Below are 15,240 nucleotides of genomic sequence, written 5' to 3'. Positions count from 1 at the left end.
GATTTTCCGAATATATCAGCGCAACTTGAAATATATCGGCGATTTTGCAAATATATCAGCGCAACTCGAAATATATCGGCGATTATTCGAATATATCGACTTTCCAGCAAAAAACGACAACTATCGCAAAGCTTATTTTCAGTTTCATAGACGGATAACTTGAATAATTATTTGATAATGGTTATCATTTAGGGAGTCTTTTTAATTTTGGAAAATGGAGGTAAGATATGCTGCGTAAATTTTTCTCGTACTATAAACCGTATAAAGGTTTATTTATACTCGACTTTTCTTGTGCGGTTGTCGCAGGATTATTAGAACTAGGCTTCCCGCTTATCGTAAATCAATTTATTGATAAGTTATTGCCAGGGCAAAACTGGACGCTTATTTTATGGGCTTGTTTCGGTTTACTCGCAGTTTATATGTTAAATGCAGGCTTACAATATGTCGTTACATATTGGGGACATATGCTTGGTGTTAACATTGAAACAGATATGAGGCAGAAATTATTTGATCATATTCAAAAGCTATCATTCAGATTTTTTGATAATAATAAAACTGGTCATTTAATTTCACGCCTTACAAACGATTTAATGGAAATTGGGGAAATTGCTCACCATGGACCAGAAGATCTATTTATCGCCGTAATGACTTTAGTTGGGGCATTCTCATTTATGATGATGATCAACTGGAAGTTAGCGTTATTAACGTTCTTCGTCATTCCATTCCTATTATGGTTAGCACTTTACTTTAATAAAAAAATGACAGGTACATTTAGACGTTTATTCTCAGACGTTGCTGATTTTAATGCATGCATTGAGAACAATGTTGGGGGAATTCGTGTTGTACAAGCATTCGGAAATGAAAAGTTTGAGAAAGAGCAATTTGCTGTCAACAACGCTCGTTTCCGTACAACGAAATTAATGGCGTATAAAATTATGGCGTTAAATTCATCGATTAGTTATATGCTCATGCGGCTCGTAACGCTCTTCGTCTTAATATGCGGTACATGGTTTGTTCTGCAAGGAGAATTAACGTACGGTGGATTTATCGGATTCGTTCTATTAACGAATATTTTCTTCCGCCCAATTGAAAAAATTAACGCGGTAATCGAAAGCTATCCGAAGGGAATCGCCGGTTTTAAAAGATATGTAGAGCTTCTTGAAACAGAGCCTGACATTGTAGACTCTAAAGATGCAATGGAAGTTAAACATGTACATGGTGATATTCAATATAACAACATTACGTTGGGATATGAAAATAAAGAACCAATTTTAAATGACATTAGTTTGAAAATACATGCAGGTGAAACGGTTGCGTTCGTTGGACCATCAGGAGCTGGGAAAACGACGTTATGTAGCCTATTACCACGTTTTTATGAGCAATCATCTGGATCAATTCAAATTGATGGGATTGATACGAAAGATATGACATTATCTTCACTTCGTAAGCAAATTGGAATTGTGCAGCAAGACGTGTTCTTATTTTCAGGAACAATTCGTGAAAATATCGCTTACGGAAATTTAAAGGCATCAGAGCCTGAAATTTGGCAGGCAGTAAAACGTGCGCAGTTAGAAGATTTAATTTACTCACAGCCGGAAGGTTTAGATACTGTTATCGGTGAGCGCGGCGTGAAACTTTCAGGTGGACAAAAGCAGCGTCTAGCTATTGCTCGTATGTTCTTGAAAAACCCGCCAATTTTAATATTGGATGAAGCAACTTCTGCACTAGATACAGAGACAGAACTTGCGATTCAAAAATCGCTTGCTGAATTAGCTGTCGGTCGCACAACGCTAGTTATCGCTCACAGACTTGCAACGATTAAAAATGCAGATCGCATCGTCGTTGTAAATAAAGATGGCATTGCAGAACAAGGTTCACATAATGAATTAATTGAGCGAGGTGGAGGATACAGTAGGTTATACGAAGCTCAGTTTAGTTCGTAAATATAATTTGTACTGAATTAGTGCACCATAAGTAGGTAAAAATCTCATATGGGAGGCTATAAAGTATGATTGTAACAACAACGTCTACAATTCAAGGAAAAGAAATTATTGAGTATATTGATATTGTCAATGGAGAAGCGATTATGGGCGCGAATATCGTTCGTGACCTTTTCGCTTCTGTTCGTGACGTTGTCGGCGGTCGTGCTGGCGCTTATGAAAGTAAATTAAAAGAAGCACGCGACATCGCAATGGAAGAGATGAAAACTTTCGCAAGACAAAAAAATGCAAATGCAATTGTTGGTATCGACGTGGATTACGAAGTAGTTCGCGAAGGTATGTTAATGGTTGCGGTGAGCGGGACTGCTGTCCGCATATAAAGTAAAAAGCCGTGCTGATGCACGGCTTTTTACTTTGTATGTCGAAGTTTCAATATTTCTTGGGAAATGTGGAAGGCCCCGTCGATATATAGGGAAGACATTAGAGCGCTTCTTTACATTTTTGAATTTGAGTTAATAATTTTGCGTATTCTTGTTCGAGAGATGTGATGTCATCGTGATGATTTGGAATGGAAATCCGGCCGATGACTTCTGTTAATTTTGTTTGTAATCGTAACAATTCTTGCTCAGTAACGTTTACAGAAGCTCCGGTGGTTCTTTTTGTGTATTGCTCGTAATTACCGTGGAAGATTCTTGGTTCACTCTCATCTACTTGTAGAATATGGTCTGCAACAGAGCGAATAAAGGCACGGTCATGGCTAATGAAAAGTATTGTGCCAGGATATTCTTGTAACATGGTTTCTAATTCTTCTTGCGTCGCTAAGTCTAAATAGTTTGTCGGTTCATCTAGCAGAAGCATATTATAGTTTCCTAAAAATACTTTTGCGAGTGCAACCTTCATTCGTTCACCCCCGCTTAGAACGTGCACAGGTTTATGAACATCCTCACGGCGGAATAGAAGTCGTGCAAGTATTGTGCGAACGAATGCTTCTGTATAGTTTGTTTCTTCTAGAACATTTTCTAAAATGGTTTTATCTGTTTTTAAAATAGATAATGTTTGTTCGAAGTATCCAATTTTACAACTTTTCGATAGCTGCATGCCACGCTCGTTTGTGAGAAGCATGTTGAACAAAGTGGTTTTGCCGCTTCCATTTGCCCCTAAAACGGCAAGCTTTGCACCAGGGGCAATAGTTCCATTCATATTTTTAAATAGTGTGCGGTCGCCTATTTTCTTTGTTGCTTTATTGAATTGTACTGCCACCTTACTATGAATGGGAGTATGGTATTGCACGTCAAATTGAGCTTGAGAAAGATCCTTTGGCTTTTCCTTCTTTTCTAGTTTTTCGAGACGTGTCTCTAATGCCTTCGCTGCTTTGCTAACCTGTTCTTGGCCATGAGCCCCACTTAACCTATAAAGTCTAGATTCAGATGAACTGAACCGCGTTGGGATTTTTGTCATGTTAGAAGCACGTTGCTTTCTTTGTAGAATGGACTGTTCTAAACGATTTTTTTCTTGTACATATTGCTCATATTCTGCTTGTTTTTGTATTCGTTCACGTTCTTTTTGTTTTCGATAGTTTGAATAATTCCCTTTGTACTCTTGAATAGTACCGTCTTCAATTTCAATAATTTTGGTACATATATTATCTAGAAATTCACGATCATGCGATATTAAAACAAGTGCTCCTTTATAAGATGAAAGTGCCTTTTCTAATTGCTCTGTACCGACCATATCTAAGTGGCTTGTTGGTTCATCAGCGAATAAAATGCCTGCATTTTGTTCGAGAGCATGGGCGATCTTTAGCCGCATTCGTTCACCGCCGCTCATTGCGTCGGTAACGTTTGAAATACTCCATTTTCCTTTTGCAAGAGAAGAAGCAGTTTCCGGTAGTTCTTCGCTAAGCTGAGGAATGATGCTGATAGAACTATGATGAGTTACTATGCCTCTGTCAGCTTCTATTTCTTTACTTAATATTTGTAATAACGTAGATTTACCAGCTCCGTTGACTCCGACAATTCCTATGCGATCCTGTGCTTGAATTTCCAGTGATGGTAATGTAAATAGTGTGCGATCACCAAAGCTCTTTTCAATATTACTTGCGAATAAAATAGTCATAAAAAAACCTCCCTAGTTTCACTAGAGAGGATAAACGTCGCCCTTGTATGTAAAAAATCGTACATAAATAAACGATTTTTTACATGATCGTTTCGAAAGAAAGTATCGACAAATGAACAGACTAATCCCCTGCTAGTTTTCATCATTTTTGTTCACTATTTGTGATGGATGAAATAAATAAGAGAATTAGAACTTCATTGGTCAAAGTACCTTCCTTTCATAATATTACTTTTATTGTATGCGCATACAAAAGGGTTTGTCAAACTTATTTCTGTTCGCTATTTTTGAATGTATCATTATACAATTGTGCTTTTGCCAGCGCCTCAGCATCGTTTTTAATTTCATCCAGTCCATTCGCATTCCCAATAACATAACCTTCAAATGAAGAGCCAACAAAATCAAAGATATATTGGAATTGAGCAATAAGCGGTAATGCTTTTACCTTTGGGTTGTCCCCGCCAACGATGACAACATACATTTTTTTGCCTTTCATTTTTTCTTTGAAATGAAGGGATGTATCGCGCAAGCTTTGTGACCATCGATCAACAAAATTTTTCATATGTCCACTCATTCCGTACCAATATAATGGTGTAGCAAAGATAATCGTGTCGTGTTCTAGCATGCGTTTCGTTAACTGCTCATAGTCATCATTTACGGATTGGAATCCTTCTGCATCATGACGTTGGTCTGTAATAGGATAGACGGTATGATCACGCAAATAAATTTGTTCTGTTTCAATGTCCTCTATCATCATATGTGTTAAAGCTTCTGTATTTCCGTTTTGTCTTGAACTGCCATGTATAACAAACATGTAATCATCCCTTTTCTTTTGCATGTTTTAGGAGTGAAACGTGTTTTTGCAAATTCGTTTGGATGTTTGAAAGCAATGAGATTTGCTTTGTTACTTCATTGAGTTTATCTTCGTAAAGCGTAAGGATACTGCTGCACGGATTGTCGTACAGGTGCGGTTCAATTTCAAGGCAGCGCAGCATCCTTGCCGTCTCTTCTAAATTTAAGCCAATTTGTAAGTACATTTGAATAAGCTCCACTTTTTCGATGGCACTTTCATCAAAATCACGGTAACCATTTGCGAGGCGTTTCGAAGGGAGTAACCCCTTTTCTTCATAATGTCTTAGAGATCTTTCGCTAATGCCAGTTTCTTTTGATAACTCTCCAATTCGCAATGTGTTTCACTCCTTTTACATGTATTGTAAACCTTCACACTAATGTGAAGGTCAATGCTGTTTTTTCGCAAAGGAATCTACATGATTTAAAAACACTTGAATAGCTTTAGACGGAATAAAATATTTGCCGCGCACGATGGAGAATGGACGGATGAGTTGTTCATTTGGAACTTCGACGTGGAATAGTTCTTTTGCTAGTAGCTCTTTCCGTACAGTCCAATCAGAAAGGATAGCGATGCCAAGCCCAGCACTAACAGCTTCCTTTACGCTTTGGATACTGCTGAATGTAAAGAATCGTTTCATTTTTAAATGGTGTTGATGAATAAAGCGGTCACTATAAGCGCGTGTACCAGAACCACTTTCTCTTAATACCCATACTTGATCTTGGAGTGAGCTTTCATTTATTTCATTTGTGCGGAGCAATGGATGATTTGGCGGGACGACGAGCTTCATTTCATCTTGCATAAATGTTTCAACGTCAACGTCAGCGTATACGACTTGCCCTTCTACTAAGCCGATATCAATTTGATTAGAACGAAGGCTTTGCAAAACGTCTTCTGTATTTGAGATAAAGGTATGAACTTCGACGTGTGGATTTTCATTTGCATAGTTAGCCAGTATTTTTGGAAGTAAGTATTCGCCAATTGTAAAACTAGCACCAATGCGCAGTGTTCCTGTTACAACGTTATGTAGTTCATTAATTTCTTGTTTCGCATCTTCGTAAAGAGAGAGCATTTGCTTTGCATGTATATATAATATGTTTCCAGCTTCCGTAACTTGGACGTGCTTCGGGGAGCGTTGAATAAGTGTAGTACCAAATTCGTTTTCTAAGTTGCGTATATGCATACTTACTCCAGGCTGTGAAAGGTTTAATAATTCTGCTGCACGAGAGAAGTGTTTCTGCTCAACGACAGTAACAAAAATTTTTAAAATGTCTACGTTCATATAATGGGCTCCTTTCTTTTTCTATTATCTTATCATAAGTATTTCTAATGATAGAGATTTGGTATTGGTATTAAACTTATTATAGAAACTCTCTTATAATGTAAGTAGAAAGAACATGCATGTTCCAATACGATTATTGGAGTGGTTCAAAATGGAACAAACACTTGTTATACAAAAGAAGAAGCGTTTTGGATTTTCGCAAGGGATTGGGATTACGCTATTAATCGCAATTGCCGCGAAATATTTAGCAGAGCTTCCATTTTTAAATATTATGGGACAATTAGTAATTGCTATTCTAATTGGGATGGTTTGGCGTGCGGCAATTGGAGTCCCTCAAGATGCGATTGCAGGGACGAACTTTGCGAGTAAGAAGTTGCTGCGCTTTGGAATCATCTTACTTGGAATGCGATTAAATCTTGTTGATATTGCGAAGGCAGGGCCGAAAGTATTGGTCATCGCAGCGGTTGTTATTACATTTACGATTTTCGTTGTATATGGACTAACGAAAGTATTTAAGGTAGAAAAGAAACTTGGGATTTTAACCGCATGTGGTACAGCAATTTGCGGGGCGGCAGCGGTCGTGGCAATTGCGCCGCAAGTGAAAGCAAAAGATGATGAAACGGCAGTTGGGGCTGCAATTATTGCTATTTTAGGTACGATATTTACGCTTATTTATACGTTGTTATATCCAGTGCTTGGCCTATCTCCATATGGTTACGGTGTATTCTCAGGGGCCACGCTGCATGAAATTGCTCATGTTATCGCAGCTGCGGCGCCAGGAGGAAGTACAGCTGTAGACATCGCAGTTATCGTGAAGTTAACGCGCGTTGCAATGCTCGTACCAGTAGCAATTTTAATTGGATTATGGTTTGGAAAGAGTGAAGGAAGCAAGGAAAAAAGATCGTGGCGCGACCTTCCAATTCCATGGTTCATTTTCGGATTTTTAGCGATGAGTGCCGTGCATTCGCTCGGGATTATTCCAGAAGTTGTTGCGGGATACATTGTTGTCATTGCTTATATGCTAATCGCAATGGCGATGGCAGGACTTGGTTTAAATGTAGAGTTTAAAACGTTCCGTAAGTTAGGAAGCAAAGCGTTCGTGGCGGGGCTGATTGGCTCGGTTTGCTTATCGGTTCTTGGATACGTTCTTGTATATGCGTTAGGATTTATGTAGTAGGAAGAAGCTGTTCCCGAAGGTATTTGGGGACAGCTTTTTCTTATGATTATAGTAGCGCTACGGATGTCGATATTTGTCGGTAAGTCGATATATTTGAAAAATCGCCGATATAAATGGAGTTGCGCTGATATATTTGGGAAATCGCCGATATAATTTAAGTTGCGCTGATATAAATTGAATTACTCTTGTACTTTATTAGAGTAGGTGTTCAGTGAAACGTTTTTCTAAAATTTGTAAAGATATCTTTACTTATAACTGGAAAATATTTATAATTTAAGTAAAGATATCTTTACTTTTGAAGGTGGAGCCTATGGGTGTAAAAAATAAAATAAAAGAGTTAAGAAAGCAAAATCATATAACGCAAGTTGAAATGGCAAAGGCGATGCAGGTGACGCGGCAGACGATAGTGGCGATTGAAAACCATCATTACAATCCGAGTCTAGAGTTATCTTTAAAAATCGCCAAGTATTTTGGAGTGAAGGTGGAGGAAATATTTACGCTGGAGTAAGGAGAAAGAAAATAAATGATAAGCTTGAGAGATTTCAATTAGAGTAAACGTTTAAATATATAAGGATTGGTTTTGATTTATTAATTAGCATCGCATCAACGAGCGTGTTAGCAACAAGGAATAATAGATAGAAAAAGGGGAACTGGGATGGGATTACCGGTGTTATGTGTCGCTACAGCTATATTTTCGCTTCTTTGGGGAATGCAAAACTTTTCTCGTAATCCAGTGCCGAGCATTTGTATTATGATTGGTACTGTAGGTTTATCGTATTATTTATTATTATTAGCCCATTATCATAAAACGGCAACGAGTGTTGTTGTTGGAGCACTTATTTTATTTTGTGGGCGCGCCATACAAAAGGGGTTATTTCCATAAAAGCTGTTTATACACTTTGTATAAACAGCTTTTTGTATTTTTTTTACAAAACGCTTGAAAGTTACGTAACGTCATCTTTTATAATGAGAGGGAAGAGGTGATGGTAGTGATTTCAATACAAGAATTGACGAAAGAAACAGGGGTTACAGTACGTACACTACGTTATTATGATCAAATAGATTTATTAAAGCCGAGCGGAAAAACAGAGGGTGGACATCGGTTATATAGTGAAAATGACGTTATTCGTTTGCAACAAATTTTATTTTTGAAAGAAATGGGATTTTCATTAAAAGAAGCTGCGAATATGTTAGTAAAAGGTGAGCTGGATTTAAAAAATTCGCTTGAAAAACAACTTCGGTTTGTACAGGAAGAACAAAAGAAATTTAATCGAATGGAGCGTGTTTTACAAGCAGTTGTTTATTCGGTAGATGTAGAGGGAGAACTTGATTGGAAAGTTATGTTTGAACTTATTCAGCTTTCAAAACAGTCTCCTCGTATACGTGAAATATTTCAAAATGAAGTATTTTCAAAGGAAGAACAAAAATTGCTTCAGAATTTGCCAAATATGAGTGAGGAAGATCCGAATGTTTTAGAATGGGTAGATTTATTAAAGCAATTACGTACTTTTATGAAAGACGGTAAAGAAGTCGTGAGTGATGAAGTACAAGAGGCAACGAAGAAATTAATGCAGAAATGTTTAGAAATGGCTAATGGTGACGAAGCGTTTTTAGATAAGTTATGGGAAGTTAGAAAATCGAAGGAAGATTCACAGAAAATGAGCATGTATCCAATTGAAGAAGAACTTTTAGCATATATGGATGAGGCTTTTCGTATTTATGATGAAAGGGAGAAGGATAAATGAGTATACTCGCAGAATATCGTTGGTATTTTTTAATTGGGGCAGAAATTGTATTTTGGTTATCAGCTATCGGTTTCTTTTTACTTCGCTACGGATTCCGTTTGAAAAGGGCGAGTTTTATTATGGGGATTGTACTCCTCGTAAATGAAGTATTTATTTTAACTTTAGGGGTAGTGGACTATTATCAAACAGGAAAGTTCTCTAACTTTCAGATTATTACTGTAATCATTTTATTATATGCAGTTTTCTACGGGAAAAAGGATTTAAAGAAGCTTGATATATTTGTACAAAAATCAGTTGCGAAATGGCGTAATGAACCGGCGCCTATTATTGAAGAACAGGTAGAATTAACAGGTATGGCCTATGCAAAGCAGGAAATAAAAAATTGGGTATTACATCTTGTTTTATTCGTTGGTGTGCACATATTCTTTTTCTTCGCGTATGGATTTATTCCATTTGAACAATGGGGTAATTGGTTAGAATCGGGAATCGTTTTAAATAAAGCTGCAAGTCGCGTGAGTCAAGTGTGGGCGATTATATTTTTAGTTGATACAGCGATTTCATTTTCATATGTGATTTTTCCGAAGAAGGAGAAAGGAAAAGAAAAGCTACTTTCATAGTTGAAAGTAGCTTTTCTGGTATACAAATAATTTTTATAGGAGAGGATGACAATAGGAAAAAGAACCAGTTTTATAAGTCTATTTCTCTTTAGTTTAGTAGCATGTTCACCATCTAGCACTACAATTGATAAGAAGAATGATGTCATTGTAAAGGGAGCAGGAATTCTCAATCTAGATAAATTTGAAAAGTTCGTTTTGAATGTCGAGCAAAGGGAAGTTGATAAAATAAGAATTGTACAGTATACCCTTGAAGGGTACCCGATTTTTCAAACGTTAGAGTATAGTGGGAACGATATATTTTATGTGTCAGATAATAGAAAAGACAAATTTGCTGGGAAGGATAAAGGGTTACATAAAGATAGTTGTAAAGGTATTGTTAAAGAGCAGCGCGAATCAGAAAGTACTTATCGGTTAATAGATTGTATGAATGAAGCTGGGCGCAATGGATATGACTTAGTATATGTACCTAAAAAATAGAATTAGTAGAGGAAGGAGGTATTTACTCCTTCCTTTTTCTATGTGTATATTGTCGAAAACTTTACCGAATATCTGTTCGTTTTTTTAGGTTTTTTATAGGTATTCGTGGTAAAATAATAATACAGATTTTTATGAGGAGGTCGGATTTTCTTGGAACGTCAATTTGAAATTGTCTCAGCGTATTCCCCGCAAGGTGATCAGCCGGTAGCTATAGAGAAGCTTGTAGAGGGAATTAATAGTGGAAAGAAAAAGCAAGTGTTGCTTGGAGCGACAGGAACGGGTAAGACATTTACGATTTCAAATGTCATTAAAGAAGTGCAAAAGCCAACACTTGTTATGGCTCATAATAAAACGTTAGCAGGGCAGTTATATAGTGAGTTGAAAGACTTTTTCCCGAATAATGCAGTTGAATATTTTGTTAGTTACTACGATTATTATCAGCCAGAAGCGTATGTACCACAAACAGATACGTTTATTGAAAAAGATGCGCAGATTAATGATGAAATTGATAAATTGCGTCACTCGGCAACGTCTGCATTATTTGAACGGGACGATGTAATTATCGTTGCGAGTGTTTCGTGTATATATGGCTTAGGTTCTCCAGAAGAATACCGCGAGCTAGTTGTTTCGCTTCGAGTTGGTATGGAAAAAGACCGTAATCAATTGCTTCGTGAACTTGTTGATGTACAGTATGGACGTAATGATATTGATTTCAAGCGTGGTACATTCCGTGTACGCGGAGATGTAGTTGAAATCTTCCCAGCATCACTTGATGAGCATTGTATTCGAATTGAGTTTTTCGGTGATGAAATCGATCGTATTCGTGAAGTAAATGCGTTAACAGGTGAAGTATTAGCAGAACGTGATCATGTAGCAATCTTCCCAGCATCTCACTTCGTTACACGTGAAGAGAAAATGAAGGTCGCTATTGAAAATATCGAAAAAGAATTAGAAGAACGTTTAAAGGAGTTAAATGATAACGGTAAGTTGTTAGAAGCGCAGCGTATAGAGCAACGTACACGTTATGATTTAGAAATGATGCGCGAGATGGGCTTTTGTTCAGGTATTGAAAACTACTCCCGTCATTTAACACTTCGTCCAGCGGGGGCAACGCCGTATACGTTATTAGACTATTTCCCGAAAGATTTCTTAATTGTTATGGATGAGTCGCACGTATCAGTACCACAAGTAAGAGCGATGTATAACGGTGACCAAGCACGTAAACAAGTGCTTGTGGATCATGGATTCCGTCTGCCATCGGCTCTAGATAATAGACCGCTTATGTTTGATGAGTTTGAAGAGAAAACAAATCAAGTTATTTACGTTTCAGCAACGCCAGGACCGTACGAGTTAGAGCAGTCACCAGAAGTAATAGAACAAATTATTCGTCCAACAGGGCTTTTAGATCCACCAATTGATATACGACCAATTGAAGGGCAAATTGACGATTTATTAGGAGAGATTCAAGATCGTATTGCAAAAAATGAACGTGTATTAATTACGACTTTAACGAAGAAAATGTCAGAGGATTTAACGGATTACTTAAAAGATGTAGGAATTAAAGTTAACTATCTTCACTCTGAAATTAAAACGTTAGAACGTATTGAAATTATCCGTGATCTTCGCCTCGGTAAATTTGATGTACTTGTCGGCATTAACTTATTGCGAGAAGGATTAGATATTCCGGAAGTATCACTTGTAGCTATTTTAGATGCTGATAAGGAAGGATTTTTGCGTTCAGAACGTTCATTAATTCAAACAATTGGTCGTGCCGCGCGTAATGAAAACGGCCGCGTTATTATGTATGCAGATCGTATAACGAAATCTATGGGGATTGCGATTGAAGAAACGAAGCGTCGTCGTAGTATACAAGAAGCTTACAATGAAGAGCATGGTATTACACCGAAAACGATTCAAAAAGGCGTTCGTGATGTTATCCGTGCAACGACAGCTGCTGAAGAGACAGAAACATACGAAGCAACTCCTTCTAAGAAAATGACGAAAAAAGAGCGCGAAAAGACAATTGCGAAGATGGAAGCAGAGATGAAAGAAGCAGCAAAAGCGTTAGACTTCGAGCGTGCAGCTGAACTAAGAGATTTACTATTAGAATTAAAAGCGGAAGGGTGAAAAAAGTGAGTAAGAGCAAGGATTTTATCGTTGTAAAAGGTGCTAGAGCACATAACTTAAAAAATATTGATGTAACCATTCCGAGAAATCAGCTTGTCGTTGTAACGGGATTGTCTGGTTCGGGGAAATCATCATTAGCATTTGATACGATTTATGCAGAAGGGCAGCGCAGATACGTAGAATCATTATCTGCGTATGCGCGCCAGTTTTTAGGACAAATGGATAAGCCAGATGTGGACACGATTGAAGGATTGTCACCAGCGATTTCAATCGATCAAAAAACGACGAGTCGTAATCCACGTTCAACTGTCGGAACGGTAACGGAGATTTATGATTATTTACGTTTATTATTTGCGCGAATTGGTACGCCAATTTGTCCAAATCATGGAATTGAAATTACATCACAAACAGTAGAGCAGATGGTAGACCGTGTTCTTGAATATCCTGAACGTACGAAATTACAAGTGTTAGCTCCTATCGTGTCTGGGCGTAAAGGTGCACATGTGAAAGTACTTGAAGATATTAAGAAGCAAGGATATGTTCGTGTACGTGTTGATGGTGAAATGCTTGATGTATCTGAAGATATTACGTTAGATAAAAATAAGAAGCATTCCATTGAAGTTGTAATTGACCGTATTGTTGTAAAAGAAGGAATCGCAAGCCGTCTTGCTGATTCACTTGAAAGTGCATTAAAGCTTGGCGGAGGCCGAGTGTTAATTGATGTAATGGGAGAAGAGGAACTTCTATTTAGTGAACATCATGCTTGTCCGCATTGTGGTTTTTCAATCGGAGAATTAGAGCCGCGTATGTTCTCATTCAACAGTCCGTTCGGAGCATGTCCTTCTTGTGATGGACTTGGTTCAAAGCTAGAGGTAGATTTAGAGCTTGTTATCCCGAACTGGGATTTATCGTTAAAGGAACATGCGATTGCGCCTTGGGAACCGACAAGCTCACAATATTACCCGCAACTTTTACAATCTGTATGTAATCATTATGGCGTTGATATGGATGTGCCTGTGAAAAATATACCGAAAGATTTATTTGATAAAGTGTTATACGGAAGCGGTGAAGAGAAGGTTTATTTCCGCTATGTAAATGAATTTGGTCAAGTAAAGGAAAATGAGATTTTATTTGAAGGTGTTATTCCAAATATTGAACGTCGTTATCGTGAAACGAGTTCTGATTATGTTCGTGAGCAAATGGAAAAATATATGGCAGAGCAAGCTTGTCCGAAGTGTAAAGGTGGACGCTTAAAGCCTGAGAGTTTAGCTGTTTTCGTTGGCGGAAAAACGATTGCTGACGTAACGAAGTATTCAGTTCAAGAAGTACAAGAATTCTTCTCGAATGTAGAGCTAACGGAGAAGCAACAAAAAATAGCTCATTTAATTTTAAGAGAAATTCAGGAGCGCGTTGGGTTCTTAGTGAACGTTGGTTTAGATTATTTAACGTTAAGTCGTGCCGCAGGAACTTTATCAGGTGGTGAGGCGCAGCGTATTCGTTTAGCGACGCAAATTGGTTCTCGTCTAACTGGCGTACTTTATATTCTTGATGAACCTTCAATTGGTTTACACCAGCGTGATAACGATCGTCTTATTCGTACATTGCAAGAAATGCGCGATTTAGGTAATACGTTAATCGTTGTTGAACATGATGAAGATACGATGATGGCTGCTGACTATTTACTTGATATAGGGCCTGGTGCAGGTATTCACGGTGGACAGGTCGTTTCAGCGGGGACGCCGGCTGAAGTTATGCAAGATGAGAATTCATTAACAGGGAAGTATTTAAGTGGCAAAGAGTTTATTCCAGTTCCACTTGAAAGACGTAAAGGTGATGGACGTAAAGTAGAGATTGTCGGCGCAAAAGAGAATAACTTAAAGAATGCGAAAATGTCATTCCCACTCGGTACGTTTGTAGCGGTAACAGGGGTATCTGGTTCTGGTAAAAGTACGATGATTAATGAAGTACTATATAAATCGCTAGCTCAAAAGTTATATAAAGCGAAAGCGAAGCCAGGTACTCATAAAGAGATTAAAGGTCTTGAACATTTAGATAAAGTAATTGATATTGATCAATCACCAATTGGTCGTACACCACGTTCTAATCCAGCGACGTACACAGGTGTATTTGATGATATTCGTGATGTGTTTGCACAAACGAATGAAGCGAAAGTGCGCGGATATCAAAAAGGACGTTTCAGCTTTAACGTAAAAGGTGGCCGTTGTGAAGCGTGCCGTGGTGATGGAATTATTAAAATCGAAATGCATTTCCTACCAGATGTGTATGTTCCGTGTGAAGTTTGTCACGGTAAACGATATAATCGTGAAACGTTAGAAGTGAAATATAAAGATAAGAATATTTCTGAAGTGTTAGGGATGACAATTGAAGATGGAGTAGAGTTCTTCGCTAATATCCCAAAAATTAAGCGTAAACTTCAAACGCTTGTAGACGTTGGGCTTGGTTATATGAAATTAGGGCAACCAGCTACGACGTTATCTGGTGGTGAAGCACAACGTGTAAAATTAGCTTCTGAATTACACCGTCGTTCTACAGGACGTACGTTATACATTTTAGATGAACCAACGACTGGTTTGCATGCGCATGATATTGCACGTCTTCTAGAAGTGTTGCAACGTCTTGTTGAGAGCGGTGAGACGGTACTTGTAATTGAACATAATTTAGATGTGATAAAAACAGCTGATTATATAGTTGACCTTGGACCAGAGGGTGGAGATAAAGGTGGACAAATCGTTGCTTCCGGAACGCCAGAGCAAGTAGTGAAAGAAGAGCGCTCGTACACAGGTAAATATTTAAAAGAGATTTTAAATCGTGATAAAGCAAGAATGAAAGAGAAAATAAAAGAAGTAGAATTATCGCAATAAGTTTATTGATGAAAACCGGGTGGAAATGACG

At 37.9% G+C, this 15,240-nt stretch carries 14 protein-coding genes; 10 read left to right on the top strand and 4 right to left on the bottom strand.

The genetic code is table 11. The annotated features are described in order from the left end of the window. Positions 1-227 precede the first annotated feature (227 nt). Together DN407_RS25525 and DN407_RS25520 are read left to right on the top strand one after the other, a co-directional pair. On the top strand, positions 228-1,943 hold the full coding sequence (locus DN407_RS25525; protein WP_149216703.1) for an ABC transporter ATP-binding protein: 1,716 nt from the start codon (positions 228-230) through the stop codon (positions 1,941-1,943). 65 nt (positions 1,944-2,008) lie between these two features. Continuing rightward, positions 2,009-2,320 carry a heavy metal-binding domain-containing protein gene (locus DN407_RS25520; protein WP_000637523.1) on the top strand — a complete coding sequence of 104 codons (312 nt, stop codon included), beginning with the start codon at positions 2,009-2,011 and terminating at the stop codon, positions 2,318-2,320. 100 nt (positions 2,321-2,420) lie between these two features. On the opposite strand, the gene abc-f is transcribed toward DN407_RS25520, so the two are convergent. From abc-f to DN407_RS25500, 4 genes are all read right to left on the bottom strand, one after another. Then, positions 2,421-4,055 (bottom strand): ribosomal protection-like ABC-F family protein, encoded by a 1,635-nt coding sequence (gene abc-f, locus DN407_RS25515; protein ID WP_000153779.1) that lies wholly within the window; start codon positions 4,053-4,055, stop codon positions 2,421-2,423. Between the two features lie 265 nt (positions 4,056-4,320). Then, positions 4,321-4,866 carry a flavodoxin family protein gene (locus tag DN407_RS25510; protein WP_000497612.1) on the bottom strand — a complete coding sequence of 182 codons (546 nt, stop codon included), beginning with the start codon at positions 4,864-4,866 and terminating at the stop codon, positions 4,321-4,323. Between the two features lie 4 nt (positions 4,867-4,870). Beyond that, a complete protein-coding gene (locus DN407_RS25505; RefSeq protein ID WP_001219181.1) occupies positions 4,871-5,239 on the bottom strand; it encodes a MerR family transcriptional regulator in 369 nt (122 codons plus the stop codon). Positions 5,240-5,290: 51 nt separating this feature from the next. After that, positions 5,291-6,184: a LysR family transcriptional regulator gene (locus DN407_RS25500; RefSeq protein WP_001099982.1), complete on the bottom strand. Its 894-nt coding sequence runs from the start codon at positions 6,182-6,184 to the stop codon at positions 5,291-5,293. 151 nt (positions 6,185-6,335) lie between these two features. Between DN407_RS25500 and DN407_RS25495 the strand changes: the two genes are divergently transcribed. The 8 genes from DN407_RS25495 to uvrA all read left to right on the top strand — a co-directional run bounded on the left by DN407_RS25495 (position 6,336) and on the right by uvrA (position 15,209). Further along, positions 6,336-7,358: a YeiH family protein gene (locus tag DN407_RS25495; protein ID WP_000438439.1), complete on the top strand. Its 1,023-nt coding sequence runs from the start codon at positions 6,336-6,338 to the stop codon at positions 7,356-7,358. 313 nt (positions 7,359-7,671) lie between these two features. Beyond that, a complete protein-coding gene (locus tag DN407_RS25490; RefSeq protein WP_000538364.1) occupies positions 7,672-7,869 on the top strand; it encodes a helix-turn-helix transcriptional regulator in 198 nt (65 codons plus the stop codon). Between the two features lie 147 nt (positions 7,870-8,016). Further along, a complete protein-coding gene (locus DN407_RS25485) occupies positions 8,017-8,244 on the top strand; it encodes a hypothetical protein (protein ID WP_000524139.1) in 228 nt (75 codons plus the stop codon). 100 nt (positions 8,245-8,344) lie between these two features. Next, positions 8,345-9,106, top strand: a complete 762-nt coding sequence (locus tag DN407_RS25480) for a MerR family transcriptional regulator (protein WP_141529073.1) — start codon at positions 8,345-8,347, stop codon at positions 9,104-9,106. Then, positions 9,103-9,723 carry a hypothetical protein gene (locus tag DN407_RS25475; RefSeq protein ID WP_000025225.1) on the top strand — a complete coding sequence of 207 codons (621 nt, stop codon included), beginning with the start codon at positions 9,103-9,105 and terminating at the stop codon, positions 9,721-9,723. The genes DN407_RS25480 and DN407_RS25475 overlap by 4 nt, the downstream gene beginning before the upstream one ends. Positions 9,724-9,768: 45 nt before the next feature. Beyond that, a complete protein-coding gene (locus DN407_RS25470) occupies positions 9,769-10,200 on the top strand; it encodes a DUF4362 domain-containing protein (RefSeq protein WP_149216702.1) in 432 nt (143 codons plus the stop codon). Between the two features lie 150 nt (positions 10,201-10,350). After that, a complete protein-coding gene (gene uvrB / locus DN407_RS25465) occupies positions 10,351-12,327 on the top strand; it encodes an excinuclease ABC subunit B (RefSeq protein WP_000441055.1) in 1,977 nt (658 codons plus the stop codon). A gap of 5 nt (positions 12,328-12,332) precedes the next feature. Then, positions 12,333-15,209, top strand: coding sequence for an excinuclease ABC subunit UvrA (gene uvrA / locus DN407_RS25460; RefSeq protein ID WP_087965229.1), 2,877 nt, complete (start codon positions 12,333-12,335; stop codon positions 15,207-15,209). The last annotated feature ends 31 nt before the right edge of the window (positions 15,210-15,240 follow it).

The organism is Bacillus sp. JAS24-2, assembly GCF_008274905.1.
In the GTDB taxonomy this organism is placed as follows: Bacteria; Bacillota; Bacilli; order Bacillales; family Bacillaceae_G; genus Bacillus_A; species Bacillus_A cereus.
This window is presented reverse-complemented; position numbering and strand designations above follow the sequence as displayed.

What these genes read in the sequence shown, in the direction of transcription:
- DN407_RS25525 (WP_149216703.1), top strand. Translation starts at nt 228, where the DNA reads ATGCTGCGTAAATTTTTCTCGTACTATAAACCGTATAAAGGTTTATTT.
- DN407_RS25520 (WP_000637523.1), top strand. Translation starts at nt 2,009, where the DNA reads ATGATTGTAACAACAACGTCTACAATTCAAGGAAAAGAAATTATTGAG.
- abc-f (WP_000153779.1), bottom strand. Translation starts at nt 4,055, where the DNA reads ATGACTATTTTATTCGCAAGTAATATTGAAAAGAGCTTTGGTGATCGC.
- DN407_RS25510 (WP_000497612.1), bottom strand. Translation starts at nt 4,866, where the DNA reads ATGTTTGTTATACATGGCAGTTCAAGACAAAACGGAAATACAGAAGCT.
- DN407_RS25500 (WP_001099982.1), bottom strand. Translation starts at nt 6,184, where the DNA reads ATGAACGTAGACATTTTAAAAATTTTTGTTACTGTCGTTGAGCAGAAA.
- DN407_RS25495 (WP_000438439.1), top strand. Translation starts at nt 6,336, where the DNA reads ATGGAACAAACACTTGTTATACAAAAGAAGAAGCGTTTTGGATTTTCG.
- DN407_RS25490 (WP_000538364.1), top strand. Translation starts at nt 7,672, where the DNA reads ATGGGTGTAAAAAATAAAATAAAAGAGTTAAGAAAGCAAAATCATATA.
- DN407_RS25485 (WP_000524139.1), top strand. Translation starts at nt 8,017, where the DNA reads ATGGGATTACCGGTGTTATGTGTCGCTACAGCTATATTTTCGCTTCTT.
- DN407_RS25480 (WP_141529073.1), top strand. Translation starts at nt 8,345, where the DNA reads ATGGTAGTGATTTCAATACAAGAATTGACGAAAGAAACAGGGGTTACA.
- DN407_RS25475 (WP_000025225.1), top strand. Translation starts at nt 9,103, where the DNA reads ATGAGTATACTCGCAGAATATCGTTGGTATTTTTTAATTGGGGCAGAA.
- DN407_RS25470 (WP_149216702.1), top strand. Translation starts at nt 9,769, where the DNA reads ATGACAATAGGAAAAAGAACCAGTTTTATAAGTCTATTTCTCTTTAGT.